25 protein-coding genes and 1 tRNA gene are annotated in these 26,669 nt (G+C 68.2%); 18 read left to right on the top strand and 8 right to left on the bottom strand.

Annotated features, from left to right (window positions below):
- The first annotated feature begins 18 nt into the window (after positions 1 to 18).
- From OHA70_RS14300 to OHA70_RS14245, 12 genes are all read left to right on the top strand, one after another.
- On the top strand, positions 19 to 945 hold the full coding sequence (locus tag OHA70_RS14300; protein WP_328332564.1) for a metallophosphoesterase: 927 nt from the start codon (positions 19 to 21) through the stop codon (positions 943 to 945).
- A gap of 46 nt (positions 946 to 991) precedes the next feature.
- Positions 992 to 1,065: transfer RNA gene (locus OHA70_RS14295), tRNA-Pro, on the top strand.
- A 90-nt stretch (positions 1,066 to 1,155) separates the two neighbouring features.
- Positions 1,156 to 1,302 (top strand): hypothetical protein, encoded by a 147-nt coding sequence (locus OHA70_RS14290; protein ID WP_328332563.1) that lies wholly within the window; start codon positions 1,156 to 1,158, stop codon positions 1,300 to 1,302.
- Between the two features lie 17 nt (positions 1,303 to 1,319).
- Positions 1,320 to 1,817 (top strand): hypothetical protein, encoded by a 498-nt coding sequence (locus OHA70_RS14285; RefSeq protein WP_328332561.1) that lies wholly within the window; start codon positions 1,320 to 1,322, stop codon positions 1,815 to 1,817.
- Positions 1,810 to 2,514, top strand: a complete 705-nt coding sequence (locus tag OHA70_RS14280; protein WP_328332559.1) for a carbohydrate-binding family 9-like protein — start codon at positions 1,810 to 1,812, stop codon at positions 2,512 to 2,514. The genes OHA70_RS14285 and OHA70_RS14280 overlap by 8 nt, the downstream gene beginning before the upstream one ends.
- Before the next feature lie 105 nt (positions 2,515 to 2,619).
- Positions 2,620 to 2,847: a hypothetical protein gene (locus tag OHA70_RS14275; protein WP_328332557.1), complete on the top strand. Its 228-nt coding sequence runs from the start codon at positions 2,620 to 2,622 to the stop codon at positions 2,845 to 2,847.
- Position 2,848: 1 nt separating this feature from the next.
- Positions 2,849 to 3,535 carry a hypothetical protein gene (locus OHA70_RS14270; RefSeq protein ID WP_328332555.1) on the top strand — a complete coding sequence of 229 codons (687 nt, stop codon included), beginning with the start codon at positions 2,849 to 2,851 and terminating at the stop codon, positions 3,533 to 3,535.
- A gap of 90 nt (positions 3,536 to 3,625) precedes the next feature.
- Positions 3,626 to 4,987 carry a hypothetical protein gene (locus OHA70_RS14265; RefSeq protein WP_328332553.1) on the top strand — a complete coding sequence of 454 codons (1,362 nt, stop codon included), beginning with the start codon at positions 3,626 to 3,628 and terminating at the stop codon, positions 4,985 to 4,987.
- Between the two features lie 136 nt (positions 4,988 to 5,123).
- On the top strand, positions 5,124 to 5,912 hold the full coding sequence (locus tag OHA70_RS14260) for a CoA transferase subunit A (protein ID WP_328332551.1): 789 nt from the start codon (positions 5,124 to 5,126) through the stop codon (positions 5,910 to 5,912).
- A 1-nt stretch (position 5,913) separates the two neighbouring features.
- Positions 5,914 to 6,543: a CoA transferase subunit B gene (locus tag OHA70_RS14255; protein ID WP_328332549.1), complete on the top strand. Its 630-nt coding sequence runs from the start codon at positions 5,914 to 5,916 to the stop codon at positions 6,541 to 6,543.
- A gap of 76 nt (positions 6,544 to 6,619) precedes the next feature.
- Positions 6,620 to 7,408 (top strand): maleylpyruvate isomerase family mycothiol-dependent enzyme, encoded by a 789-nt coding sequence (locus OHA70_RS14250; RefSeq protein ID WP_328332547.1) that lies wholly within the window; start codon positions 6,620 to 6,622, stop codon positions 7,406 to 7,408.
- A 114-nt stretch (positions 7,409 to 7,522) separates the two neighbouring features.
- Positions 7,523 to 8,407 carry a carbohydrate kinase family protein gene (locus OHA70_RS14245; RefSeq protein WP_328332545.1) on the top strand — a complete coding sequence of 295 codons (885 nt, stop codon included), beginning with the start codon at positions 7,523 to 7,525 and terminating at the stop codon, positions 8,405 to 8,407.
- Here OHA70_RS14245 and OHA70_RS14240 read toward each other — a convergent pair.
- Entirely contained in the window at positions 8,404 to 9,087 is a 684-nt protein-coding gene (locus tag OHA70_RS14240; protein ID WP_328332543.1) for an NUDIX hydrolase, read from the bottom strand. The two genes, OHA70_RS14245 and OHA70_RS14240, sit on opposite strands and share 4 nt — an antisense overlap.
- A 116-nt stretch (positions 9,088 to 9,203) precedes the next feature.
- Between OHA70_RS14240 and OHA70_RS14235 the strand changes: the two genes are divergently transcribed.
- Positions 9,204 to 10,208 carry an SPFH domain-containing protein gene (locus OHA70_RS14235; protein WP_328332541.1) on the top strand — a complete coding sequence of 335 codons (1,005 nt, stop codon included), beginning with the start codon at positions 9,204 to 9,206 and terminating at the stop codon, positions 10,206 to 10,208.
- Positions 10,205 to 11,080, top strand: coding sequence for a hypothetical protein (locus tag OHA70_RS14230; RefSeq protein WP_328332539.1), 876 nt, complete (start codon positions 10,205 to 10,207; stop codon positions 11,078 to 11,080). The genes OHA70_RS14235 and OHA70_RS14230 overlap by 4 nt, the downstream gene beginning before the upstream one ends.
- A 257-nt stretch (positions 11,081 to 11,337) precedes the next feature.
- On the opposite strand, the gene OHA70_RS14225 is transcribed toward OHA70_RS14230, so the two are convergent.
- Positions 11,338 to 11,796, bottom strand: coding sequence for a hypothetical protein (locus OHA70_RS14225; protein ID WP_328332537.1), 459 nt, complete (start codon positions 11,794 to 11,796; stop codon positions 11,338 to 11,340).
- Positions 11,797 to 11,927: 131 nt separating this feature from the next.
- Between OHA70_RS14225 and OHA70_RS14220 the strand changes: the two genes are divergently transcribed.
- Entirely contained in the window at positions 11,928 to 13,712 is a 1,785-nt protein-coding gene (locus OHA70_RS14220) for a DUF222 domain-containing protein (RefSeq protein WP_328332535.1), read from the top strand.
- 5 nt (positions 13,713 to 13,717) lie between these two features.
- Here the strand turns inward: OHA70_RS14220 and OHA70_RS14215 are convergent, their stop codons facing one another.
- Positions 13,718 to 14,140, bottom strand: a complete 423-nt coding sequence (locus tag OHA70_RS14215) for a hypothetical protein (protein ID WP_328332533.1) — start codon at positions 14,138 to 14,140, stop codon at positions 13,718 to 13,720.
- Between the two features lie 177 nt (positions 14,141 to 14,317).
- Between OHA70_RS14215 and OHA70_RS14210 the strand changes: the two genes are divergently transcribed.
- A complete protein-coding gene (locus OHA70_RS14210; RefSeq protein WP_328332531.1) occupies positions 14,318 to 15,646 on the top strand; it encodes a serine/threonine-protein kinase in 1,329 nt (442 codons plus the stop codon).
- Here the strand turns inward: OHA70_RS14210 and OHA70_RS14205 are convergent.
- On the bottom strand, positions 15,633 to 17,588 hold the full coding sequence (locus OHA70_RS14205) for a vWA domain-containing protein (protein WP_328332529.1): 1,956 nt from the start codon (positions 17,586 to 17,588) through the stop codon (positions 15,633 to 15,635). The genes OHA70_RS14210 and OHA70_RS14205 overlap by 14 nt on opposite strands.
- Positions 17,589 to 17,641: 53 nt before the next feature.
- Between OHA70_RS14205 and OHA70_RS14200 the strand changes: the two genes are divergently transcribed.
- The gene (locus OHA70_RS14200; RefSeq protein ID WP_328332527.1) at positions 17,642 to 18,217 is read left to right on the top strand and encodes a helix-turn-helix domain-containing protein; all 576 of its coding nucleotides are present in this window, start codon (positions 17,642 to 17,644) and stop codon (positions 18,215 to 18,217) included.
- 165 nt (positions 18,218 to 18,382) lie between these two features.
- Positions 18,383 to 20,338 (top strand): CocE/NonD family hydrolase, encoded by a 1,956-nt coding sequence (locus tag OHA70_RS14195; protein ID WP_328332525.1) that lies wholly within the window; start codon positions 18,383 to 18,385, stop codon positions 20,336 to 20,338.
- Between the two features lie 40 nt (positions 20,339 to 20,378).
- Here the strand turns inward: OHA70_RS14195 and OHA70_RS14190 are convergent, their stop codons facing one another.
- From OHA70_RS14190 to OHA70_RS14175, 4 genes are read right to left on the bottom strand one after another with little or no spacing between them, the layout of a single operon-like run.
- A complete protein-coding gene (locus tag OHA70_RS14190) occupies positions 20,379 to 21,551 on the bottom strand; it encodes a glycosyltransferase (RefSeq protein WP_328332523.1) in 1,173 nt (390 codons plus the stop codon).
- A gap of 1 nt (position 21,552) precedes the next feature.
- The gene (locus OHA70_RS14185; RefSeq protein ID WP_328332521.1) at positions 21,553 to 24,165 is read right to left on the bottom strand and encodes a glycosyltransferase family 4 protein; all 2,613 of its coding nucleotides are present in this window, start codon (positions 24,163 to 24,165) and stop codon (positions 21,553 to 21,555) included.
- The gene (locus OHA70_RS14180; protein WP_328332519.1) at positions 24,162 to 25,463 is read right to left on the bottom strand and encodes a nucleotide sugar dehydrogenase; all 1,302 of its coding nucleotides are present in this window, start codon (positions 25,461 to 25,463) and stop codon (positions 24,162 to 24,164) included. Before OHA70_RS14180 ends, OHA70_RS14185 begins: the two co-directional genes overlap by 4 nt.
- Before the next feature lie 25 nt (positions 25,464 to 25,488).
- A complete protein-coding gene (locus tag OHA70_RS14175) occupies positions 25,489 to 26,667 on the bottom strand; it encodes an acyltransferase family protein (protein WP_328332517.1) in 1,179 nt (392 codons plus the stop codon).
- Between the last annotated feature and the right edge of the window lie 2 nt (positions 26,668 to 26,669).

Raw genomic sequence — 26,669 nt, 5'->3', positions numbered from 1 at the left:
TTGTGGCAGGCTGGTGAAATGAGTTTCCGGGGGCTTGCCACCACGACACTGAAGTCCGCTGCCGTTGTCACCGCGGTAGGCGCCGCCTGCGTCGCGTACGCGGCCGCCGTCGAGGTGCGGTGGTTCACGCTGCGGAGGGTGACCGTGCCGGTGCTGCCGGTGGGCGCCGCGCCGCTCAAGGTGCTGCACCTGTCCGACCTGCACCTGATGCCGAACCAGGAGAAGAAGATCCGCTGGGTCAACGACCTGGCCCGGCTCGAACCGGACCTGATCGTGAACACCGGCGACAACATCTCCAGCCCCGACTCGGTACTACCGCTGCTGCGCGCGTACGGGGCGCTGCTCGACGTACCGGGGGTATTCGTCTTCGGCTCGAACGACTATTGGAAGCCGCACTTCAAGAACCCGGCTAAGTACCTGCTGCCCGCCAACAAGCAGCGCCACAAGCCGCACGGCCCTGATCTGCCGTACGAGGAGATGCGCTCGTCGTTCACCAGCGCGGGCTGGGTCGACCTCAACAACGAGCGCTCCACCCTCAAGGTCAACGGGCTGCGCCTCGACTTCGCCGGCACCGACGACCCACACATCAAACGCGACCGGTACTCCGACGTCGCGGGCGAGGTGGATCCGGCAGCCGACCTCTCGATCGGGGTGACGCACGCGCCGTACCAACGGGTGCTGAATGGGTTCGTCGGCGACGGGTATCCGCTCGTCCTGGCCGGGCACACTCACGGCGGCCAGCTCGCGGTGCCGCTCTACGGCGCCCTGGTGACCAACTGCGACCTCGACGCGTCCCGGGTGAAGGGTTTGTCCACCTGGGGCTTCGAAGGGCGTCAGGCGGCACTGCACGTCTCGGCCGGATTGGGCACCTCGCCGTACGCCCCGGTGCGGTTCGCTTGCCGCCCGGAAGCGACCTTGATCACGCTGGTTCCCAAGGCCGGATAACCCGATTTCGTCCTGGCGGGCCACGCATGTAAGCTAACGCCGACTTCGGGCTGTGGCGCAGCTTGGTAGCGCGCGTCGTTCGGGACGACGAGGTCGCAGGTTCAAATCCTGTCAGCCCGACAAAGAAGGCGGTGGCTCCTCGGAGCCACCGCCTTCAGTCTTCTCCGGGAGCCGCCGTCGCACGGCTTCTCGATCAATCTCGATCCCGCGATGGACGTCTTCCACACCTTCACCACCTGCGGCCTGCACGACGTCACGATGACCTCGCTGGCCGACCTCAGCCGCGAGCTCGGCATCCCCTGCCCCACCGACGCCCAACTGCGCACTGCCGTCGCCACCGCCCTCGGTGCCGTCTGAGCAGATAACCTGCGGCAATGAGCGACGACAAGTCCGAGGACGAAAGCCCTGGGATGCCGGCGGACCTCGAGGAGTATCTCGAGGAAGTCGACGAAGAAGACGAGGAAGAAGACGACGACGGGCGGTACGACGCTCCGCCGTTGCCCCCGGCGCTGATCCTGGCCGTGGTCGGGTTGCTGGCCGGGTTCGTCACGATCGCACTCGTCTGGCTGAGCGAGCAGGGCTGTGACCGGGTCCGGGACTCCCCCAACTGCGGCGCAGCCGGGTTCCCGCTGCTGGTACTGACCGTGGTGATCACGATCGTGCTCGGCGCGATGGCGCTCAGCCGGCTGGCGATGCCGCACCCGAAGCTGGTCGCGTTCCTCGGCGTCGGCTTCATGCTGCTGATCGTGCTCGCGTTCCTGTCCAGCAACCTGTTCTCCACCTGGACCCTGGTTGTCGTCCCGGTGCTCACCGCCATCACCTTCCTAGTCGCAAACCTGATCGCCGGACGGTTGGAGCGAGCCGATGCCTGAACTGCCCCGCTACCCCTGCCACCGCACGACCACCCCTCTCCCACTCGACGGCACCCTGAGCCACCCCGCCTGGGAGCAGGCCCCGTGGACCAGTGACTTCGTCGACATCACCGGCCCGGACGCGACCACACCGAGGTTCCGTACCAGGGCCAAGCTCCTGTACGACGACCAGTACCTGTACGTGGGCGGCCAGCTCGAGGAGCCGCACGTCTGGTCGACGATGACCGAGCCGAACACCTGGCTGTACGAGGAGAACAACTTCGAGCTCTTCCTCGACCCGGACGGCGACGGCGAGAACTACTACGAGTTCGAGATCAACCCGCTCGGAACCATCTGGGAGCTCTCCCTGCCCAAGCCGTACTCCGAGGGCGGCGTCCCGGTCGACCCGGACAACCTGCCCGGCCTGCGCACCGCGCTGCACATCGACGGCACCCTCAACGACCCGGCCGACACCGACACCGGCTGGACCGTCGAGGTCGCGCTCCCCTGGGCCGACCTGGCGAAGTACAACAAGTTCCAGATGCCGCCGAGCCGAGGCGACGAGTGGCGGATGAACCTGATGCGGATCGAGTGGGACCACGAGGTGGCCGGCGGCGAGTACCGCAAGGGCAAGGAGCAGGACTTCTGGGTCTGGTCGCCGCAGTACGTGGTCGACATGCACAAGCCCGACCAATGGGGCGTACTCAGCTTCGAATGACCTCTGGTCGCAACGCGACGCCGGTGCCAAACTGCGAAGGACGGCTGTCGCCGGCTGGGGGCGGATTGGCAGCGGCCCACGTTGCGACAACCAGGGGGAAACACCATGACTGCAACAGATCCAGTGGACACGTCTGAGCTGACGGAGGTGCTGGACGAGTCGACGCTGCCACCGTTGGCCGACTCACCCGGTATGCAGGCCGACGACCCGGAGCTCGACGACCCGGCCACCGAGGCCGCCTTCCAGGACCCGATCCCGGACACCGATCCGCTCGGGCCGGACGAAGAGCCCGCGGTCGAACCCACGATCGAGCCCGGAATCGAGGTCGGCTGAGATGGCCGCCCGGATGGGCAAGGCCGCGGTGGACTTCGCCGCGGCGCAGGCGGCGCACGCGACCAGGGACTGGACGGGCATCTGCCTGATCTTCGTCCGCAACTGCTTCAACGTCGGCCCGCTGGCCACCGATGCGGCGGCCGGGTACCAGGCGGCGAAGTTCAAGCACGGCACGTCCGGTACGCCGCCACTCGGCGTACCGCTGTGGTGGACCGGCGCGCCGCACGGGCACGTCGCGATCAGTACCGGTGACGGGAACTGCTTCAGCAGCGACATCCTGCGGCCGGGCAAGGTCGACAAGGTGCCGATCTCGAAGATCGCCCGGTCCTGGGGCAAGACCTACAAGGGTTGGAGCGAGGACATCAACGGCGTCCGGATCTGGCGGCCGGGTGCGGTCGACACCCGGCCCGCCGTCGACCTCAGCAACGTCCGCGAGGCGGCCGCCAAGGACATGTTCCGGCCGGCCGGGCAGGGCCTGCACGAGCACGACATCATCATCGTCGAGCGCGCGCTGCTCAAGCAGGGCCTGAAGGATCCGATGAACGTCGACGGGTTCGCCGGCAAGGACTTCCGCAAGGCCTACGCCCTGTGGCAGAAGGCGACCGTACCGCCGCCGTTCGACGGAATCCCGGGAATCGAGAGCCTCAAGAAGCTGGGCGACCGGCGCGGTTTCCGCGTCATCAGCTGACCGGCTAGGCCAGGTGGTGCCCCGCCCTCCTGGGGCACCACTGCCGCCCCGCCCGGTGGTCCGATCCCGGGCAAGGTGACAATCAGTCATATGGAGTCCGCCAGCCAGGCCGGGCTCGCCGGTCAGGGCGGCGAGTCGATGCCGCCCGTCGAGCGGGTCGTGGTCGCTCGGCTCGGGGTGTTCGCAGGTGGGCTGACCGCTGAGTCTGTGGCGGCCGTTCTCGAGTTGCCGCTGCAGACGACGAGCTGCGTGCTCGACGCGCTGACCGAGCGTTCCCTGCTCACCCTGTGCGACGGGCGGTACGAGGTGCTCGACGCGATTCACACGTACTCCGAGGAGCAGGTCTCGAGCACCGAGGCCGATGACCTCCACGCGCGTCATGCGGCGTACCTGCTGGCCCTGGTACGCCGGGCCGACGCGCACCTGCGTGGCCCCGACCAGTTGCGCTGGGCAACTTCGATCCGGCAGGAGAGCGACAACCTGCACCGGGCGATCGAGTGGGCCACCGAGCAGGACCAGCGGCTCGCGCTCGAGCTGGTCGCCGGGCTGTCGACGTACTGGTGGATGCACGGGCTGCGGGACGAGGCGGGGCAGGCAGCTCATGGCTTGCTCGGGGTGCTCGGGCCAGTGGTGCCCGACGGGCTTGCTGAGGAGTACCTGCTCGCAGTACTGCATGCGGCCGGGTCTGGGCGCCCGGACGGTGTCGAGCAGGCGCGGGTGATCGTCGAGGAGCTGGTCGAGCCGTTCCGGTACCCGGCGACAGTGCTGCTCTGGTCGATCGTGCTCGGACCACTTGTGCCGCCGGAGCTCGTTGCCGAGGTGCTGGCGCGGCAGGAGCTGAGCACCGACCCCTGGACGCTGGCGGCCGTGCAGCTCTGCAGTGGGTACGCCGGTCTCACTGACGCCGCTGAAGTCGCCCAGGCAGCGCTAGCGCAGTTCCAGCTGGTCGGCGACCGCTGGGGCAGCTTGCTGGCGCTCGACGAGCTGGCTGAGCTCGCCGCTCGCTCCAAGCAGTTCAAGCGCTCCGCCGAACTGCTCAGCCAGGCACTGCCGCTTGCCGACGAGCTAGGCCTGGACGAGGAGGGCGCATCGCTGCTGTGTGGCCGGGGTGACCTCCGCCTGCGGTTGCGGGAACCCCACGCGGCCGCGGACGACTACAGCCAGGCGCTGGTACGGGCGAAGCGCTCCAGCAGTCCGTACTTCTCCGCGGCTGCCCGGATCGGGCTGGCCAAGGCGGCCCGCTACGGCGGGGATCTCGCGAAGGCGCAGGAGCTGGCGCTGGTGGCGTTGTCACGCTGCCCGGACGACTGGGATGAGGCCGACCTCGCGATGACCGAGGCCCTCGGTGAGCTGGCAGCAATCGCCGCCGCTGCCGGGCGTCCGGAAGAGGCGCACTCCTGGCGCGTCAAGGCAGGGCTGGCGTCGGAGCAGTACCGCTCGGCAGGCCGGTAGCCGAGCTGCCGGGGTCGGCTCCGGGGCGGGTAGCCCGGCGCGCGGGCTGTGGCTCTGGCCACAGCGAGTGAGTCTCGCCGGATCTCTGGCTGCTGGTTAGAGTCGAGCGGACACCAACCTGCAATGGAGCAGCCTGATGGACAAGACGTACGACTCACCGCAGGCCGCGGTCGACGACATCGGCGACGGCGCGAGCCTCGCGGTCGGCGGCTTCGGGCTGTGCGGCAACCCGATGCAGCTGATCGAGGCGCTCCACGCCAAGGGCGTGAGCGGGCTCAGCGTCGTCTCCAACAACTGTGGCGTCGACAGCTGGGGGCTGGGCATCCTGCTCGCCGACAAGCGGATCGCCAAGATGACCTCGTCGTACGTCGGGGAGAACAAGGAGTTCGCCCGGCAGTTCCTGTCCGGTGAGCTGGAGGTCGAGCTGACCCCGCAGGGCACGCTGGCCGAGAAGCTCCGGGCCGGCGGCTGCGGGATCGCCGCGTTCTTCACGCTGGCCGGCGTCGGTACCCAGGTCGCCGACGGCGGGCTGCCGCAGAAGTACAACACCGACGGCTCGGTGGCGAAGGCGTCGGAGCCCAAGGAAACCCGCGAGATCGGCGGTACGACGTACGTGCTGGAGGAGTCCATCACCACCGACTTCGGCCTGGTGCACGCGTTGAAGGGCGACACGCACGGCAACCTGGTCTTCGACCGGAGCGCGCGCAACTTCAACCCGCTGGCCGCGATGGCCGGGCGGATCACCATCGCCACCGTCGAGGAACTGGTCCAGCCTGGTGAGCTGGACCCGGACGAGATCCACCTGCCCGGTGTCTACGTCCAGCGCGTAGTTGCCGTTGGCAAGGACATCGAGAAGCGGATCGAGAAGCGCACCGTCCAACCACGCGAAGCCTTCGAGGCCGCCCGCGAGAAGCTGGAGGCCTGAGATGCCACTCACCCGTGAGCAGATGGCCGCCCGTGCCGCCGCCGAGCTGGAGGACGGCTCGTACGTCAACCTCGGCATCGGGCTGCCGACGATGGTCCCGAACTACATCCCGGCCGGCGTCACCGTCGTGCTGCAGAGCGAGAACGGCATCCTCGGCGTCGGCCCGTACCCGGTCGAGGGCGAGGAGGACCCGGACCTGATCAACGCCGGCAAGGAGACCGTCACGACATTGCCGGGGGCATCGTTCTTCGACTCGTCGCTGTCCTTCGGGATGATCCGCGGCGGCGCGATCGACGCGGCCATCCTGGGCGCCATGCAGGTCTCGGCCACCGGCGACCTGTCGAACTGGATGATCCCGGGCAAGATGGTCAAGGGCATGGGCGGCGCGATGGACCTGGTGCACGGCGCCAAGAAGGTGATCGTGCTGATGGAGCACGTCGCCAAGGACGGTTCGCACAAGATCCTGCAGGAGTGCGACCTGCCCTACACCGGGCGTGGCGTGGTCAACCGGATCATCACCGACCTCGCCGTCCTCGACATCACCGACGACGGCCTGCGGCTGGTCGAGCTGGCCGAGAGCGTCACCTTCGACGAACTCCAGGAGAAGACCGGCGCGCCCATCAAGCAGTGATCCGGAATGTCTGGCCCCGTACCGCGGTTGGTGCTCAGTGACCGCCGTACGGGGCCATTCTTCTGGAGGAACGATCTTGAGCAACGCCGACACCGCCATCGCCGCGCTTCGCAGCGGGTATGACGCGCTCGCCGATCTGGTGAAGAAGTTCGACGACGAGACCCTGGCGGGACCGTCGGCCGCGTCCGAGTGGGACATCGCGCAGGTGCTCAGCCACTTGGGCAGCGGCGCGGAGATCATGACCAACACCGTGCAGCTCGCGGTAGCCGGCAAGCCGCCGGCCGAGGGTGACTTCAACCAGACTGTCTGGGCCCGGTGGGACTCTTCGTCGCGCCGCGAGCAGGCCGACGGCTTCCTCGAATGGAACGAGAAGCTGGTCTCGCTCTACGAGTCGCTGACCCCGGAGCAGGCCGAGACCGTCCGGATCGACCTGGGCTACCTGCCCGCGCCGGTCGACGTCACGACCGTCGCCCGGATGCGGCTGAGCGAGTTCACCCTGCACTCGTGGGACGTCCGCAGCGCCTCCGAGCCGGGCGCGACCCTCGCGGCCGAGGCGGTACCGGAGCTGCTCGCCCAGCGGACCATCGACCTCAGCTGGGTCAGCAAGCCGGCCGAGCTGGACGGTAAGTACGCCGTGCTCAAGGTGGTCACGACCGACCCCGCCACCGAGCTCACCCTGAACCTGAACGACCCGGTCAGCCTCGAAGACGGCGGCACCGGCGAGGCCGACGGCACCCTCACATTGCCCGGCGAAACGTGGCTGCGGCTGATCTCGGGACGCCTCGGCCCGGACACTCCGGCCGGCCTGGAGCTGACCGGTCCGATCACTCTGGCCACGCTGCGCCGGGTGTTCCAGGGTTACTGATCGAGGCGGTCCACTGACCGTGCGTAGAGCGCCCCGCCTGAGCCCTGTCGGCGGGTGCGCACTATCGCTACCCTTCACGCCTGCCGCAAGGCCTGCTCGGTGAGGATGGATCGCATGGACCTGGATGTGTTCGTCATCGGCGGCGTGGGAATCGATACCATCGTGCGAGTTCCCGCGCTGCCGTTACCCGGCCAGGAGACCATTGCCGTCCAGCCTGTGGAGACGTACGTCGGCCACACCGGCCACGGCGTCGTACTCGGTTGTCATCGACTGGGGCTGCATCCCGGGCTCGCCGATGTGATCGGCGACGACGCGGAGGGGTGGCGGATCCGGCGGGCGTACGAAGCGCTCGGGCTGCCGCTGACGATCGCGATCCACCCCAGCGGTACGCGGCGGAGCGTCAACCTGGTGTCGCCCGATGGGAGTCGGGTTTCACTGTACGACCGGCGGCACCCGCCGGGGATGCGGGTCGATCCCAACCTGTGGCGGCATCGGGTCGAGCAGGCCCGGCATGTGCACGTGTCGATCATGGATTTTGCCCGGCGTGCGCTTCCCGACGTACTGGCTGCGGACTGTTCGTTGTCGACCGATCTGCATGACTGGGACGGCGAGAACGAGTACCACCGGGACTTCGCCCAATGCGCCGACATCGTGTTCGTCTCGACCAGTGCGCTGCGGGACAAGGCCATCGACTGGATCTTCGCCAGTGGGCGGGCGCAGGTCGTGATCGCGATGGCCGGGGCCGACGGGAGCTACGTCCACGTCCGTGGCGAGGAGCCTGTCCATCTGCCGGCCGTGGACATCCCTGGGCGGCCGGTGGTCGATACCAATGGCGCTGGGGATGCGTATGTCGCGGCGTTCTTGACCACGTGGCTGGATGGTCGCTCGTACTACGAAGCTGCGGAGGCGGGCACTATCGCGGGGGCCTGGGCGTGTGGCTCTCGTGGCACCCACACCGACCTGATCACCGCCGAACAACTCATGCTGCTCAAGCGTTAACCGCGCGTCAGGGGTGGGTGAAGCGTGGCCGCCGGGCCGCGGCGGAAGAGTTGGGCGGGGCGGCCGCCGTCGCGGGTGGTCGTGGCGCCGAGGGGGATGACGAAGCCGTCGGTCTTGGTCGCCTTGCGGTGGAAGTTGCGCGGGTCGAGCTGGACGCCCCAGACGGCCTCGTAGATCCCGCGCAGCTCGGAGATGGTGAACTCGTCCGGGCAGAACGCGGCGGCGAGTGGTGAGTACTCCAGCTTCGCCCGGGCACGCTCGACCGCGTCCGTGAGGATCCGGTGGTGGTCGAAGGCGAGCCGGCTCTGGTCGGCCAGCACCTCGTCGACTGCGACCCATTCGGCGGAGGCTGCGTCAGTACCGGCTACTGGCGACGGCAGGTCCGGGACGAGGGCCAGGTAGGTCACGCTGATGACCCGGCCTCTCGGGTCGCGGCCGGGTTCGCCGTACGTCGCGACCTGCTCGAGGTGGATGCGGTCGGACAGCAGGCCGGTCTCCTCCTGGAGCTCGCGGCGAGCGGCCTCCTCCAGGTCCTCTTTGGGGCGTACGAATCCGCCCGGCAACGCCCACCGCCCCCGGTACGGCGCGATGCCGCGGCGGATCAGGAGCACCTGCAGGGACCCCTCGCGGACGGTCAGGATGACGAGGTCGGCGGCTACCCCCAGCGGCTCGAAGTCCATGGGCGATGACTCTAATCGTCATCTTGACGAAAAGCCATCTCAGGTCTTATCGTCAAAGTGACGACAACGACTAGAGGGCCGGCTCGGAGCCGGCTACGACAGGAGAGCGACTTCTCATGGCAGACATCACCCGGTTCCGGTTCATCAGCCACCTGCGGGCGAATCCGACCACTCACGTCCGGCACCTGCGCAACGGGAAGGTCGCGCATGACGGTGCCGGACAGGCGTTCTGGTTCCGGGCGCTCAACTCGTCGCTGAGCGAGGTACCGATCGACGACCGGGAGCAGCCGTTGCTGTTCCATGGGCGGACGCTCGACTTCCAGGACGTCGTAGTACAGGCCACTGTCACGTATCGGGTGACGGATCCGGCTCTGGCGTCGACGCGGCTCGACTTCGGGATCGACCCTGATACGGGGTTGTGGCGGGCGACTCCGTTGGAGCAGCTTGGTGGGTTGCTGACCGAGCTGGCTCAGCAGACTGCTCTGGATCTGCTGGCTCGTTTGAACCTCACGCAAGCCTTGTCCGAGGGGATGGCGTCGCTGCGGCTGGCGATGAGCAGCGGGCTGCGTGACGATCAGCGGCTCACTGGGTTGGGGATCGGCGTCGAGGACGTACGCGTGGTCGCAGTACGGGCTGAGAGTGATGTCGAGCGGGCGCTGCAGACTCCTACTCGGGAGATGGTGCAGCAGGCGGCCGACAAGGCGACGTACGAGCGGCGGGCGATGGCGGTTGAGCGGGAGCGGTCGATCGCGGAGAACGAGCTGCAGAACCAGATCGAGCTGGCGCGGCGCGAAGAGCAGTTGGTGACGCAGAAGGGCCAGAACGAACGGCAGCGTGCGACCGAGGCGGCTGCGGCCGGGCGGATCGAGGGCGAAGCTTTGGCCGGTCGCCGGCGATTGCTGGCCTCGGCTGATGCTGATGCCAAGCGGGTGCTGGGCGACGCGGAAGCCGCTGCTGAGAAGGCAATGCTTGATGCCTATGCCGAGCTGGATCAGGGAACGATTTTGGCAATGGCTATCAAGCAGGGCGCGCTGCCGGAGATCGGTACGTTGAACCTGACGCCGGATCTGCTCACGCCGCTGCTCTCCAAGCTGACCGCCTCCTCCGGGGCTTCCTCGTGAGCCTGCCTCCGCGGGCGGTCGTGGTCCACCGGGCGACCGAGCTCACCGAGCTGGTCGCCCGGCACGGCACTCGACAACAGGCCGGCTTCTTCCTGTCGAGCCGGGGGCGTTCGCTGGAGTCGCTGGATTCCCGGCATGAGGCTCAGCAGAAGGCTTTGGCTGTGGTTTCGGCAGCGATCCCGCTGGACTGGCGACGGGCTGTTGCTGAGCGCAACGATCTCGACCGGTTCGTGTTCGGTCCCGAGGACGTGGTGATCGCCGTCGGGCAGGACGGGTTGGTGGCGAACGTGGCGAAGTACCTCGACGGGCAGCCGGTGATCGGCGTCAATCCGGAGCCCGGCTGGAATCCTGGCATCTTGGTGCCGCATGCGCCTTCCGACGTACCGGAGCTCCTCTTCAAGCCTTCCATCGAAGAACGAACAATGGTTGCCGCCAGCACTGATGACGGCCAGAAACTCCTTGCCCTGAACGAGATCTACGTAGGCAACCGCACGCATCAATCAGCCCGCTACCGCCTGGCCTCCCCTGAAGGTCTGGAGGAACGTCAATCGTCATCAGGCCTGCTGATCGGCACCGGAACAGGATCCACGGGGTGGTGCCGCTCGGCCTGGCAAGAACGCGGAAGCCTCCTACGCCTCCCCTCACCCACCGACCCATCCCTCTGCTGGTTCGTCCGCGAAGCCTGGCCCTCCCCAGCAACAGGCACCAGCTACACCGAAGGCCTGCTGACCGCCACCGACCACCTAACCATCACCGCCGAAGCTGACCTAGTCATCTTCGGCGACGGCATAGAATCCGACACCCTCACCATCACCTGGGGCCAACGCCTAGAAGTATCAGTAGCCCAAATCCACCTAAACCTCGTCCGCTAACAACCGGCATCCCCCACGCGCCCGCCGCTTCCACCCCTACGTCGCTCCACCTCTGGGCGCTCCCACCCACCCGCGGTTCAGCGCTCCTCCGTCGCGCGACTACGAGAGAGCTCCCAGCCCGACCCCCATGGCGTCAACACCCACGGGCGCCACTGTCCAGCCACCTGCCCCGCGTCGCGTCACCAGGCGTCGCCCGCCGACGCCCCGACCGCGCGGGTCGGCCCATCTCGGCACAGCACATCGAGTACTGGCCGTCGCTAGCTGGGCTCACCATCTCGGGGACTCTGTCGCGCCAACTGGCGGGCGACTGCGTCGACGATGTCGGTCAGGTCGCGATTGAAGGCGATCGCGGCGTCCGGCGCATTCAGCCGGACCAGGTTGACGACCTGCTCGAAGAGCTCGAGTTGCTCTTCGCTTTTCCGGATGCCGCCGCCGATCAAGACGCACTCCCACGCACGCTCCCGCAGTGCCGAAGCGACAACCGCCTCAACATCGTCAGAGCCATCCAACCCGATCAAACAGTTGCGGGCGTCGATACCGCTCTCCGCAAACCGCTTCACCGACTCCTCGATCGCAGCCGCCACCGGCGCAGGATCCCACGGACCGGGAACCCGATAGGGATCCAGCCCAATCACAAGCACAACCGGCGCCGTTCGCTCCGTCACCTGCTGACCATAACCGTTCCCATCCGCCCATCGCGACACCACGGTCGTCACCTGCCTCCGCACCATCAGCCTCCCGCCGACCCCAAAGCTGCCGGCTCCGCCTGGCATAGATCGCCTTATTTGCAACGGATTCCGGCCGTGCTGATTTTGCGCGTCGTCACAATCCGTATATACTCGAACACATGTTCGCCTCAAACGATCTCAGCGATCTCACGGCCCGGGAGACACTCTCCTCGGTCGGCGAACTGCACGTCCAGCGCAATCGGATCGACGTCGAGATACTTCGGCACGCGCTCCATTTCGCCGACCTTCACCCCGGAACCGCCACCGTCTCCGACCATGACCTGGTCGGCGGCGGCGAGCAGAGCAGGGTCTACGGCGGGTCCGGCTGCCCGAGTGTTGCCGAGTTCGCGGTCGCCGAGTTCGGGGTGATGATCGGCCGGACCACGGGCTCGGCCGCCAAGTTCATGGGCCAAGCGCTAGCGCTACGCCACCGCCTCCCGCGTACCTGGGCCCAGGTCGAATCAGGCCACGCCACCGCCTGGAAGGCCTGCAACGTCGCCACCGCGTGCAACGACCTGTCCGAGGATGCCGCGAGCATCGTCGACCGCCGAGTCGCCCCCATCGTCGACAGCCTGAGCCCGCTGCGCCTGCACAACATCGTCAAAGCCGCCCTCTGGGAAGCCGATCCCATCACCGCCCGCGCCCGAGCCGAGGAGAAGGCCCGCGAGCGCGGAGTCTGGGCCGGCCGCACCGACGAGCACGGCACCACGACCTTGTATATCAAGGCACCCACCGGCAGCGTGATCCGCATCGAGGCCACCATCAATCAGCTGGCCAACACCCTCGCCGCCCTCGGCGACACCTCCGGAATCGACGAACGCCGAGTCCGAGCAGCCGAAGTCCTAGCCGACCCCGCCCTAGCCGCCGACCTCCTCCAGGTAGCCCGCCACCTCACCACCCCAACGGCCGACAATCCCACCCCACCGACTGCGCCCGCGCCCAGCGAGCCAGACAACGGATCGTCTGCGGTACCTCCAGCCGCCACCGCGCAGCCCGCGCCATCGCACCCCACCGAGCCCACATCTCCCGGAGAACCCAACTCTTCGGGAGAGCCCAGCCCTGCCGCCGAGCCCAGTCCGCCTGTCGCCGCTGCGACGCCCGCCGCAGCACAGCCGATCCACGACGATGGAGGCAGCATCCCTGCCGACACGTCCTGCCGGGCGGCTATGCCTCCCCTGCCGCGAGCGACACGGCTGGACGAACAGGTTGACGCAGCCGCAGACTCGCGGCTCGACGCGCCGACCGACCCGCGGCTCAACACGTCGGCGGAGTCGCGACTCAAGGCGCCGGTGGATTCGCAGGTGGAGTGCTGGCCGAGGGATTCGGTTGCTGAGGGCAACGGGAGCCTGGATGGGGCGGCGCGGCGCGAGTTGGTGGGGAAGCTGGCGGCTATCAAGAAGAACTCGATGCGGCAGCCGACTGGCACGATGATCTACCTTCACCTCACCGACGAGGCTCTGTTCGCCGGCGAAGGAGTAGCCCGGGTCGAGGGATTCGGGCCGGTGCTCGTCACCCGGCTGGAGGAGTTGATCGGCCACGGCGACGTCATCGTCAAGCCCGTGATCGACCTCAGGGAGCGACTCTCCGCCGACTCCTACGAGATCCCGCAGCGCATCCGTGAACGCATCAAGCTCCGCTACCCCGCCGAACAGTTCGTCTACGGCACCGGCGACAGCAGCCGCACCGTCGACCTCGACCACATCGAACCCTTCAGACCCAACGGCCCACCAGGACAAACCAACACCGACAACCTCATCCCGCTACGGCGATTCAGCCACCGGGTCAAGACGCACGGCGGCTGGCAGGTCCGCCGCCTCACCGACGACGCCCTCGAATGGACCACCCGCCACGGCTTCAAGTTCATCGTCGACCACCAGGGAACCCACCTAGTCGACCGACAGTAAACACCTCAGCAGAAGCGTTTTTCGGGGGTGGTCCACCAGCCGGGGCCGTACTCGAGGTAGGCCGTGACGTGGATGCAGTAGCCCTGGGGGGCGGCTAGGGCGCCGGCGTACTCCGAGAAGTTGCCGTACTCGACTGACCAGTCGCCGGTGTCTCGGCGGCCCCAGATCTGGATGTTGTGGTCGCCGGCGGCGTGGTCGGCGGTGAAGGCGCAGAGGCGACCGCCGCGGCGGTACACGTACTCGCGGCCTTGGAGGCGGCTGGGCTCCGACTCGAGATGCAGGTGGCGCAGGCTGACCAGGGTGCCTGCCTCGCAGTACTCCCTGGTCCACAGGTTCCAGCCGGGCTGCAGCGACAGCACGGCCGAAGCGGTGAGCGCACTACTGCTCAAGATGCCGAGCGCCAGCAGCGCGACGGCGGCCACCCGCATGACTGACCTGCGAGAGCGGCGTTCAGATCGACGGTTGACCATGAGTCTCCCCCTCAACGAGCTGATCCTCCGAGCCCCCAGCCGGCCTTCGGCGACAGGCTAAACCTGGGTCGGCAGGCGGCGCCAGAGTTCGGGCTATCGTCGGGGTGCTTCGGAACCGTGAGAGGAGGGTCGTGGGTGGCTGATGTGTTCGCCGGGCGGTACGAGCTCATCGACCCGGTCGGTGCGGGTGGCAACAGCACGGTTTGGCGCGCGTGGGATCGTCGCCTGCGACGGCTCTGCGCGGCAAAGCTGCTCCAGCAGCGGCACGCGGGTGCCTTGCTCAGGTTCGTCCGTGAGCAAAACATGCGGCTGGATCACCCGCATGTGCTGAGTCCGTACGGCTGGGCTGCCGAGGACGATCAGGCGCTGCTGGCGATGGATCTGGTCGGCGGCGGCTCGGTGAGCAGTCTGGTCGCTGACTTCGGCGCGCTGCCGGAGCGCTATGCAGCCGAGCTACTGGCTCAACTCCTGGGCGCGATCGATCAGGTCCACGCGGCCGGGCTGGTGCATCGGGACGTCAAGCCCGCCAACCTGCTGCTCGAAGCCACCGGTACCGGACCACCCGTACTCAGGCTGAGCGACTTCGGCATCGCGTTGTCACTGGGAGAGCCGCGCCTCACGCAGCACGGCGCTGTCGTCGGTACGCCGGGTTACGTCGCCCCCGAAGCGCTGACAGGTGAACCGCCGTCCGTCAGCCAGGACCTGTACGCCGTGGGCGTTACGGGCTGGCAGCTCCTGACCGGCGAGGAACCTCCGGCGTTTGGGCCGCCGCCGGGCCGACCGCCGACAGTGGCTGGTGAAAGTGTCATCTGGCGGGTCGTCGAGAACCTGATGCAACCCGACGCGGCCGACCGGACCCGCTCGGCCCAGGAGGCACTGACAGCCTTGGCGCCGCTCCTGGCGATGCCACTGGAGCTACCGGCTCACACACCCGACGGAGAGTCGATCGAGGTCTTCGACCAACTCCCGCCACTACCCGAGCCCTACGCGTCCCTCGCCGCACCAACCGCCTCCCCCAACCAGCCAGCATCACCCGACCAGCTCCCACCACCCGAGCCACCGGCGCCGGGTCCGGAGAAGCAGTCGCATCCGGAGACGCAGTCGAGCAAGCGTCGTACCGTCGTGCTGGCCGCGGCCGGGGTCGCAGTACTGGCGGCAGCCTCTGCGATAGCGGTGCTGACACTCGACGGCCACCCCGCCGACAAGAACTCACCGCCGCCCGGTCAGCCCCCGAGCCAACAGTCGAGCGAGCCATCAAACCAGCCGACGAGCCAGACGACAGGTCAGACGTCGACGCCGACGACCGTTCGTACCGGGCCGATCACCCCGGTGCCCAACGCCGCCGTCAAGCTCGGCGGAGCCTGCGGTTGGCAGGAGGCCGGCAATCTCGAGACGACTGCTGACGGCATCCGGATCGTGTGCCGTCAGCAGGGGTCGTCCTATCGCTGGGTCAAGGCCGGTTAGTCCAGCCCTGCCCGGGCACGTTCGGATACGTCGGCGGCGCCGCTGGCTTACGGCGGCGAAGGATCAACACCAGCACGGCAATCGCGACGATCAGCAGCAACAGCACGGCTCCCAGAATGATCCAGGGCAAAGACGACGACGTCTCATCGGCCGCAGGCTTGGTGTCCCCACCCGGCCCCTGCGCCGCCGTGGTCTCGGACCCCGACGGCGTCGAGGCAGCCGACGGAGTCGACGTGGTCGGCGTAGGAGTAGTACCGGGTGTACCGCCCGTCGATACGCCGTACTCCGGACCGGCGACCTTGTCGCCCGCGACCGCCAGGTCGATCGTCACCGGTACGCCGCCCGCCGGGTGGTCGCCGATGGCGCTGCCCACCTTCACCACGAGGTAGTACCAGCCGTCGATGCTCGACTTACGCAGCACCGCATCGGATGCGTTGCGGTTCAGGTACGCCGTCCGCGGCGTCGCGATCGGCTTGCCGTTCGACGGCAGGGTGGTTGTCGAACCGGTGTAGGCCGTCGTGTCGTACTTGATGTCCGAGCGCACCGGACTGAACAGCCCGGTCCGGATGTTGGTGGTAGCCGCCCCCGGCACACCGCCATAGGCGACCCGGTACGCGAGTCCCTGCCCCCAGTCGAGATTGACGCGGTAGAACAGCTCCTCGCCGTTGTAGATCGTCTCGCCGTAGCGGCCGGAGCCCGGCAGGGTGGTCGCCTCGTTGAAGGAGCCGCCGCCGTGGACCGTCCGGACCGCGCCCGACGGTTCCTGCGCGAACTCGACGAGCCCGGTCTGCGCGGGTTCACCGAGGCTGCCGGTCACCGGCGGCTCGATCCGCAGCTGCAGCTCCAGCGGCACCCGGTCGGTACCGTCCTTCGCGTCCCGCGTGACCTTGAAGACGTACTTGCCCGGCACACTGCAGGCCTTGGGCTTCGAGGACCCGGGAACCGTCCCGTTCCAGCTGAGGACCGTGGTCAGCGCCCCGCCGTCGACCCTCGCACGCGTGTTCAGCTCCCGCTCGGACCGATAGCAGTCGGCGCCGCCCGGGCCGGTGATCCTGATGTCCACGACCTCGATGTCGCGGGGGTTGCCGCGCGGGAAGATCGCCGTCGCCGCGAAGTACACGGTCTCGCCGGCCTTCACGTCGGCCGCGTAGAACCGCTCCTCAACCGGGTTGAGCGTGTCCAGGTACTGGCCGGGCGTCATCGTCGGTGCCGTGACCGGATCCGCGGTGCCGGCGATCGGCTGGCCGGTCGGCTCGTAGTGCCGCAGCGCGCGATCCGTCACCCGGCCCAGTACGCCGAGCAGCGAGTCGGCGTCGGCGGCATCGTGATAGGTCCCGCCAGTGGTCTGCGCGATGCAGGCGAGCTGGGCCCGGGCCTTGGCGTCGACGCGGAACCCGATCGCGTGGACGTGCAGGTCGACTCCCTGCTTGCTGAGCTCCTTCGCCACGTCGCACGGTTGCGGCGGCGCACAGGTGTCCTCGCCATCCGAGACCAGCACGATCGAGCGCTGCCCCTCGGCCGGGAGCTGCGCGGCTGCGATCCGCAGGGACTGTCCGATCGGGGTGTACCCGCTGGGCTTCGTCGCGTTCACCGCGCGCTTGATCGCAGCCTTGTCGACCGGCTTCACCGGCTGGACGACCCGTACGTCCCGGCAGCCGGCGGCCTTCGCCGACCCGCTCGACCCGGTGCCCGCGCCGTAGATCGCCAGCCCGACCGGAGCTTGGGCCGGCAGGCCGTCGATCATCGAACCGACCGCCCGTTTGGCGGCGTCCATCCGGGTGCCGCTGCCGCCGACGTCCCGGGCGATCATCGAACCGGACGAGTCCAGCACCACCATCACCGGCGACAGGTCACCCTCGGCGGCGGCCGGCGAAGCATTTCCGAACGCGAACGTCACGGCCAGCAGAGGGAGGCCGGCCAGGGCGGCGAGGCGTCGTATCATGGCTTCTCCAGAGGGATTTGAGGGGCAGACATGCAGAAAGCTATCGTTTGCAGTTGCAATTTGCAAACAGCAATCCGGAGTCGGTGATGACTGCGACCTACGAGCGGAACCTCAAGCTACAGCTCGAGTGGTACGGCGAACCGCTCGGCGAGCGCTTCCGCCGCCTGCTCACCCGCCTCGAACTCTCCCAGGCGCAACTGGCCGGCGTACTCGGGCTGTCCGCTCCGATGCTGTCGCAACTCATGTCCGGCCAGCGCGCCAAGATCAGCAACCCGACCGTACTGTCGCGGCTGCTCCAACTGGAGGCGACGGTCAGCGACGCGGGCTGGTCCACGCTGCCGCCGGCCGAGCAGGCCCGCCGGCTGGACGAGATCCGCGGTGCCCAGCGATCGACCCTCACCATCGACCACACCACCGAAACCCCCACCGCGCAGCCGGCCCCACCCGTCGATCCGGTGGCAGCCATTCAGTCGCTGCTCCGCGACATCGCGTCCGCCGGCGATCTGCAAGGCGCCTCCGAACTGCTGGAGGACCGCTACCCCGATCTCGCCGAGGCCCTCCGCGTCCTCGGCGCCGGCCGCACCCAGGACGCCCGCGCGTACTACGCGAGGATCACCGGCCGCCCCTGACCGGCAAGGCGAAGTATTTCCCGTGATCTCCACGGAATGTGATCGACCGGGTGAGATGTGTGGAGACAACGGTGTCAGGTTCTGCATAAGGTGCGTTCACCACAACGGCCCTGTCGAGGGAGGGCTGTGGTGCCTTTACCCACCGCCCACAGGGGAGAGACACGCATGCGCAGAACTCGGAACCGATCGAGAACCGCGTTCCGGACCGGGGTCGGCCTGTTCGCCGCCGCCGCGCTGGTGCCGATGGCGTCGCTGACCGCGACCGCCAAGCAACCGGCGCCGGTGAAGCCGTTCGTCCAAGGGACGCAGACGGTCGCCGCCTACGACTACGACAACGCGATCCACGAGCGCATCCAGGTCGATGTGCCGGGGGTGGACGGGGATCAGAACGGGATCACCGACCAGATCACCGTCGACATCGTCCGGCCTGGTGAGGCGGCCGCGGCCGGCATCGACGTACCGGTCATCATCCAGGCTTCGCCGTACTACGCCAGCGACCCGAAGACGAGTTTCGACGCCAACGGCACCCGGCAGGTCTTCTCCAGCTGGCTGGACAACTACTTCGTCCCGCGCGGCTACGCGTTCGCCTACGTGGATATGCCGGGCACCTTCCGCTCGACCGGCTGCAGCGACGTCGGCGCCGATCTCGAGGTCCGCGGCACCAAGGCCGTCATCGACTGGCTGAACAACCGCGTCCCCGGCCACACCCCGGCCGGCGCCGTCGCCAAGGCCGACTGGTCCACCGGCAAGGCCGGCATGATCGGTACCTCCTGGAACGGCACGATCGCGAACTCGGTCGCCAGTACCGGCGTGAAGGGGCTCGAGACGATCGTCCCGATCGCCGCGATCTCCAGCTGGTACGACTACACCCGCAGCAACGGCGTCCCGTACTACGACGAGTACATGGGCTTCCTGCACGACTACGTCAGCAACGACCTCAGCCCGCGCTGTGTCGCGATGACCGGCGAGATCGAGCAGGACTCCGACACCCGCACCGGCAGCTACAGCCGCTGGTGGGACCCGCGGAACTACCGGCTGGACGCCAAGAAGGTGAAGGCGTCGGTCTTCGTCGTGCACGGCCTGGACGACGAGAACGTCAAGACCCGGCAGTTCGGCGAGTGGTGGGACGAGCTCACCAAGCAGGGCGTGCCGCGGAAGATCTTCCTGCACCAGGGTGTCCACCTGGACGGCTTCAGCTTCCGCGACGCTTACGTCGACCAGCTGCACCCGTGGTTCGACTACTGGCTGCAAGGCCTGCATAACGACATCATGAAGGCCCCGCAGGCGACCATCATGCGTGAGGACGGCACCTACACGACCGAGGCCCGCTGGCCGAACCCGGGCGCGAAGAGCACCAAGCTCGCGCTGAGCAAGCCGGCCGGAGGCGACACCGGTGGCCTGTCGATCGCGGCGCCGACCAGCGACCCGATCAGCTTCACCGGTACCGACAAGGAGTCGGTCGACACCGTCGTACTCGACCCGACGACTCCGCGCACCGACCGCGCGGTGTTCGTCAGCAACGATCTCGCCCAGCCGGTCCGGTTGTCAGGTACCGGCAAGGTGGAGGTCCGGGTCAAGGTCAACAAGGTTGCCGCAGGCATCAAAGCCCGCCTGGTCGACTACGGTACGGCGACCCGCTACACCAGCGTCAGCAACGTCCCGAACACCAGCAGGTGCTGGGGTGACGGCAACGCGCTCGACACCGGCTGCTTCGCCGACACCAAGATCAACACGGCCGTCTCGAACGCCGCGGTCGTGGTCCGGACGCTGGCCGACGTCGGCCACTACAAGTCGCCGGACGAGAAGGTCTCGCTGCAGTCCGGCAAGTGGTACGACCTGACCTTCGAGCTCAACGCCGACGACGTGCTGTTCGCCGCCGGCCACCGCCTCGGTCTGGTCCTGACCGTCGAACCCGACAACCCGTCGGTACCGTTCACCGGCGCGACGATCACCCTCGACCCGACCAAGTCGTCGCTGACCCTCCCGCTCGCCGGCGCAACGGCCAGCCTCAACGCACCCGAGGCCCCGCAAGCCCGCATCGCGGCCAACCAGCTGGCCCAGCCCGAGCCCGAGAAGGACCCCATCAAGCTGATGGAACAGTTCGTCGAAGCCTCGCGCTAAAGGAAGAAGACCCCGGCAGCCCTCAAGCTGCCGGGGTCTTTCAGTGCGCGTTGGCAGGTGGTTTGGCCAGGGCCGAGTAGGCCGAGACCAGTACCTCCGCGTCGTGCTCCCAGTTGAGCTCGTCACCGGCAGCCCGTACGCCGTCGACGTACCCGGCATAGTCCGCGATCAACGACCGCACCGCGGCAGCGAGCGAAGCGCCGTCGCCAGGCGTGTAGAGAGTGCCCAGGTGGTACCGAGTGATGACCGCCCGCAGCTCAGGCAGATCCGCGGCAACGACCGGTACTCCGGCGCGCACCGCGTGGAACAGCTTGTTGGGTAGGGCCAGCCGGTGGTTCTCGCACGTGTTCGTCAACGTGACAAGGGAAATCCCCGACTCCTGCAGCACCCGGTCGACCTCGTCGATCGACGTCTCGGGCACCTTCTGGACCGAGCCGAGGTCAAGCCGGTAGTTCGGATCGACCGAGCCCATCAGCAACGTCGGGAAGGGCGCCAGCAGCCGAGCCGCCTCGACCACGGCCGGCAGATCCCGCCCGGCGCCGACGCGACCGGCGTACAGCAGTCCGGTAGGTGCCGAGGGCAACGAAGGAGCGACCTCGGGACGCGGGAACGTGTTCCGGATTACCCGCACGTCCGGCAACCCGCGCTCACGCAACCGGCGAGCAATCCCATCGCTGACAGTGAAGACCACCGCAGCCTGACGAGCCAGCGCGAGCTCAGATCGACGCCCACGCACGCGCCACAACGGTGTCGGCCGCCCGGGCAGCGCCCGGTCGAACCACAACTCATGGCTGTCGTAGACCAGCGTCGCCGACCAACGAGAGGCAAACGCAGCGGCCAACTCCAAAGTGTTGAAGTCGTGCGCGTGCACCACCTCGAAAGGCTCAAGCCCCGACAAAGTCGCAGCAGCTGCAGTACGCCACTGCTTCTCCGTCCGCAGCCGGTGCTCCGGCAGCAACAGCCACCGGCCGAACCGCTGCACGAGCACCTTCGCCCCACGCTGCCCATGACCGACAGCAGGACCGCTACCGCCGCGCAGACCGGCCGAGCGGGAAACCGATTCGACCGTCGCGCCACCTTCGAGCGTGAAGCCCTCCGGCACATCCCGGCCGACCACGTGCACCACGTGGCCGGCTCCGGTCAGCGCCGCGACTTCGCGCAGGATGCGCGAGTCCCCGGCGATCGGGGACTGCGCAACCATCAGAACCCGCATGTCACCTTCCGCCGAGGAAGGGCAACAATGCCTCGACGGACTTACGCCCATCGTGTACTTCACGGATGTACCGCGGCCCGGCGTCGGCCATCTTGCGGGCTTCCTCGCGTTCCGCGACGAGCCGCTCGATCACCTCGGTCAGGTCGTCCGGCGTCGCCTCGACGATCGGCAGGTCGGTCGGCAGCAGAGCCCGGACGTGGTCGGCGACGTGCCCGACCGTGACCCGGCCGGCCGCCATCGCCTCGCAGCCGAAGACACCGTACGAACCGAGCAGCAGCTGGTCGACGACGATGTCCGCGTCCTTGACCATCGCCACCACCTCCGGGTGCGGAACACCACCCTGCAGCCGGCGGTACTCGATCAGGCCACGGGCATCGAGCTCGGTCAGTACCGGATCGACGAACACCGAACCCTTCAACGCGCTTGCCGACGGCGCGTGCAGCACCACCGGTACGTCCCGCTCCATGACCGGAGTCGCCGAGGCCAGCTCGTCCGGGTCGACGACGACCGGCAGCCACACGCTGCCCTCGACGTACTCGACCAGGTCGGGCGTGGTGACGAACTTGGGTCCGTCGTAGCCGGTCAGGTGCTCGCGGAGCAGGTCGTTGGCCGCCTGCAGCCGGACGGTCAGCTCGTCGGTGGGATCGGCGAACGGCGAGAACTGGTACGTCCGGCGGTGTCGGGCCGGGTCGCGCACCTCGGAACCGTGGAAGACCAGACCGTGCTGGATCCCGGCCGCGTCGAGCATCGGAACGTCCATGGTCCACATCTGGCCGGCCAGCTGACCGAACATCGGCCGACCCGCCTCGAACAGCACGTGGGTGACGTTCTGCAGCGCCCACGCGGTCAGCTCCAGCTGCCAGCGCAAGTCGGCGCGGTACTGCTCGAACGTCGCGGCGCGGTGCACCTTGAAGTCGTACCTGCCGCTGTTGGTCGACAGCGACTCCGCGGCGATCGACGGGACCTCACGGGTCACCGCGGTCGTCCACAGGTACGCCTGACCGGCGCTGTTCGACGGCCCGATCAGCAGCCGCCGTCCGGGCGCCTCCGAGTTCGGGTCGATGACCGGCTCCAGCTGCGTCCGGCCGAGCATCTGGGTGTAGAGCTCGCGCAGCCGATCGGCCTGCCCGCTCCACGCCGCTTCGTGCTTGTACGCCGGGTCCGCCAGCCGCTCGCGGTACGTCTCGGTGCGGCTCAGCAGCAGCTTCGCCTTCTCCGCGAAGCTGGCCGGGTTCGCGGCCTCGAAGTACTCGCCGATGCCGTGCGAGGTGACCCATTCCTTCATGCTGGCCATGTCGCTGACCAGCACCGGGAGCTCGCCCAGGCTGTACTCGAACAGCTTGTTCGGCATCGCCATCTCGTGGTTCGGAGCGCGCAGCATCGGGATGATGCCGGCGTCCGCCGTCGAGAGGAACGCGGTCACCTCGTGCGGCGCGACCGGGGACAGGTAGTGCATCCGGTCCTCGACGCCGAGCGATTCCGCCAGCTTGCGCAGGACGTCGACCGCGGGCTGCTTCGGCGACGGCACGGCGACCACGGCGAGGTGCACGCCGGGCATGTTCGGCATCGCCTGGATCGCGGTCTCGATCCCGCGGACCGCGGTGATGCCGCCGCTGTAGACCAGCAACGGAACCTCGCGCGGCAGCCGGACCTTGGCCCGGATGTCGTGCTCGATCTCGACCACCTCGGGGATGTCCGGGGTGTTCAGGATGACGGTCGGCTTGAGCGGGAGCTTGTGCTCCTTCTCCAGCCGGTCGGCGATCGCGGTGCTGACCGTGATGACCCGGTCGGCCGAACCCATGTACTCGCTCTCGTGGTTGGCCCACGCGGCGATGAACTTCTTCGTGCGCGGTCCGTACAGGGCGATGCCCGGCACGTACTCGTGCGCGTCGTAGACGACCTTCAGGTCCTTGCCGCGCAGCTTCGCGCGACCCGCCGCCCGCGCGGCCACCCCGATCACGTGCATGTCGTGCGCGTGCACGACATCCGGCTCGAGCCGGTCGATCAGGTCACCGAAGGCGAACTCGTAGTCGAGCGCGTCCGGGTGCACCCGGCGCCAGCGCGCCGGCCAGGTCAGCCGGTGCGCCACGCCGTCGTACGCCCGCCAGCCCGAACGGAACGGCTTGTCGATCGCGTTGCCCAGACCCTTGCGCAGCCAGATGCCGCGCCGGGCGGCCTGCCAGCCGCTCCGGCGTACCAAGCGGCCCAGAACGCCGACCTTGTAGGCCAGCGGTCCGGTCTGGCCGGCCTTCTTGGCCTGGATCGCGTGGCCCGAGTCGGCCTTGATCTCCTTGAGCCCGGACTGCACCCGGAGGCTCCGGGCCCGGTACGCCCGCGGGGTCTTGTACCCGAGGAACGGCGGACGCCACTCACGGTGCTTCTTGCGCGCGAACTTGCGCTCCTCGCGCAGGGTGAACGGCACCGCCACCCGTACGACCATCGCGCCGTCGAGCATCTCGCGCGACTGCGGTTCACCCCAGCTCGCGACCCCGAGCACAGTCACCTGTACTCCGGCCTGGGCCAGCGCTGCTGCCTCTTTACGGACCCGGCTGTCGTTGGTGACCGCGTTCGCGACGAGCATCACCACCCGAAGTTCTTCCGGGGAACGCGTCACTGGCGGACCGACCTTCCGATCACGATCCGACGGACACCCGCCCAGCGAGCGGCGTCGGTCGCGTCGCGACCGTCCACCAGCACCTGTACGCCCGGCAGCTCGGCCGGGGTCAGCTGCTTGTACTCCGGGTGGTCGGCCTGCAGCACCGCTGCGTCGACCGGCTCGCCCAGGTGGTACGCCGTGAAGCCCAGGCCCTGCAGCTCCTCGTCGGAGTACATCGGGTCGTGCACGAACACCTCGGCGCCACGCGACTTCAGCGCCTCGACGGCCGGGAAGACGCCCGAGAAGGCGGTCTCCTTCACCGCGCCGCGGTACGAGGCGCCCAGGACGACGACCTTCGCGCCGGCCAGGTCGCCGTACGCGCCCTCGAGCAGACCGATGGTGTACTCCGGCATGTCGAGGTTCGCCTCGCGGGCGGCCCGGACGACGGTGGCGGCCGGGTCGGTCCACAGGTACAGCCGCGGGTAGACCGGGATGCAGTGGCCGCCGACGGCGATGCCGGGACGGTGGATGTGGCTGTAGGGCTGCGAGTTCGAGGCCTCGATCACCTGGTGCACGTCGATGCCGTTGTTCGCGGCGAACCGGGCGAACTGGTTCGCCAGGCCGATGTTGACGTCGCGGTAGGTGGTCTCCGCCAGCTTCGCCAGCTCGGACGCCTCGGCCGAGCCGAGGTCCCAGACGCCGTTGCCGCGCGGCAGGTCGGCGCGCTCGTCGAAGTCGAGAACGGCCTCGTAGAACGAGATGGCGCGCTTGGCGCCTTCCTCGGACAGACCGCCGACCAGCTTCGGGTACTTGCGCAGGTCAGCGAAGACGCGACCGGTCAGCACCCGCTCCGGGGAGAAGACCAGGTGGAAGTCGGTGCCCTCGGTGAGGCCGGAGACCTCTTCCAGCAGCGGCTTCCAGCGGTTCCGCGTGGTGCCGACGGGCAGCGTGGTCTCGTAGCTGACCAGGGTGCCCGGGCTCAGGTGCTCGGCCAGCGAGCGGGTCGCGCTCTCCATCCAGCCGAACTCCGGCTCACCGGTCTTCTCGTCCACGAACAGCGGGACGACGAGGACGACCGCGTCGGCGCCGGGGATGGCGTCGGCGTAGTCGCTGGTCGCCCGCAGCCGGCCGTCCGCGACGGTCTCGGCCAGCAGCTCGCCGAGGTGGGCCTCACCCGGGAAGGGCTCCTTGCCCGCGTTGACCAGGTCGACGAACGCCTGGTTGATGTCGACACCGACGACTTGGTGTCCCTTGGTCGCGAACTGGACCGCCAGCGGCAGTCCGATCTTGCCTAGGGCAACTACTGCGATACGCACGAAAACTCCACTTGGTATGAATCATTCATCGGGGACCTCGCAGGCGCTTCTCTAGCGGGTGTTCAACGCACTTGTAGAGCAAGGCTGAGGCGGCGATCGAGAGCGCCAGCACCCCGGCGTACCAGGTCAGGTTCGACCAGCTGGCCGGAGCGGAAACGCCGTGGAACTCACGGATCGCGTAAAGGATGGTGGCGTGCACCAGGTAGAAGGAGTACGACCACTGGCCGAGCGCGACCAGCGGCTTGCTGCGCAACAGCGACCGGCCGCCGCGCATGTCCCGGGCGGCCACCGACAGGATCAGCAGGCCGTACAGGACGGTCAGGATCTCCTTCTGGGTGAGCGCCATGGTGGTGGCTAGCGGGATCGTCCGGTGCAGACCGGAGTAGTACAGGGTGTAGATCCCGACCGCGAAGATCGCGAAGGCCACCGGGAACGGCAGCCACGGCCGCCAGCCCGACCGCAGCGCGATCGCCAGGCCGATACCGAACAGGAACGCGACCGAGTGCCAGACCGGCTGCGGCAGCTGCGGCAACGTCTGCGGGTAGTGGAACAGGAGCAGCTTGTACCCCGCGCCGATCACCACCACCGACGCGCACAGGATCAGCCCACCGGCCAGCTTCAGCCGCTGGGTGGCCCGCCAGACGAACGGGAAGTACGCGTAGAAGAAGGCCTCGACCGACAAGGTCCAGGACGCCGGGTTGCCGGAGTACAGGATCGTCGGGTCGTTGGACCAGCCGTGCAGCAGGACCAGCGACAGCAGCAGGACGCCGATGTCGAACGGCTTGATCCAGCTCATCGCCGGATCCGGGTGGAAGCGGTAGAAGACGAAGACCGCCGCGATCAGGGCGACCGCGTGGGCCGGCCAGATCCGGGCGAACCGGCGCCGGTAGAACGTCCGGACCTTGGTCCCAGGCTGCGCCGACCAGGTCAGCACGAACCCGGACAGGACGAAGAAGAAGGTGACTCCGGAGGTGCCGTAGGTGAGGAACTTGAAGATCGGCAGCGGAGCCAGGTTCGTCATGTGGTGCGTGAAGACGAAGAACGCCGCCCACCAGCGCAGACCGGTGAGCGACTCGACCCGGGGCAGCCGCTTCTTCGGCGGCTCGTCGGCAGGGCCGGCCACCACCGGCACCGCCGGCTCGTCCTGAGCCGGCGGTGCGGTGGTGATCGGTTCCTGCGACTTCTCTTCGGCTGCCTTCGTCATCG

This window comes from Kribbella sp. NBC_00382, assembly GCF_036067295.1.
Lineage (GTDB): Bacteria > Actinomycetota > Actinomycetes > Propionibacteriales > Kribbellaceae > Kribbella.
The sequence above is the reverse complement of the archived record's forward strand: the minus strand, read 5'-3'. Positions and strand labels throughout refer to the sequence as shown.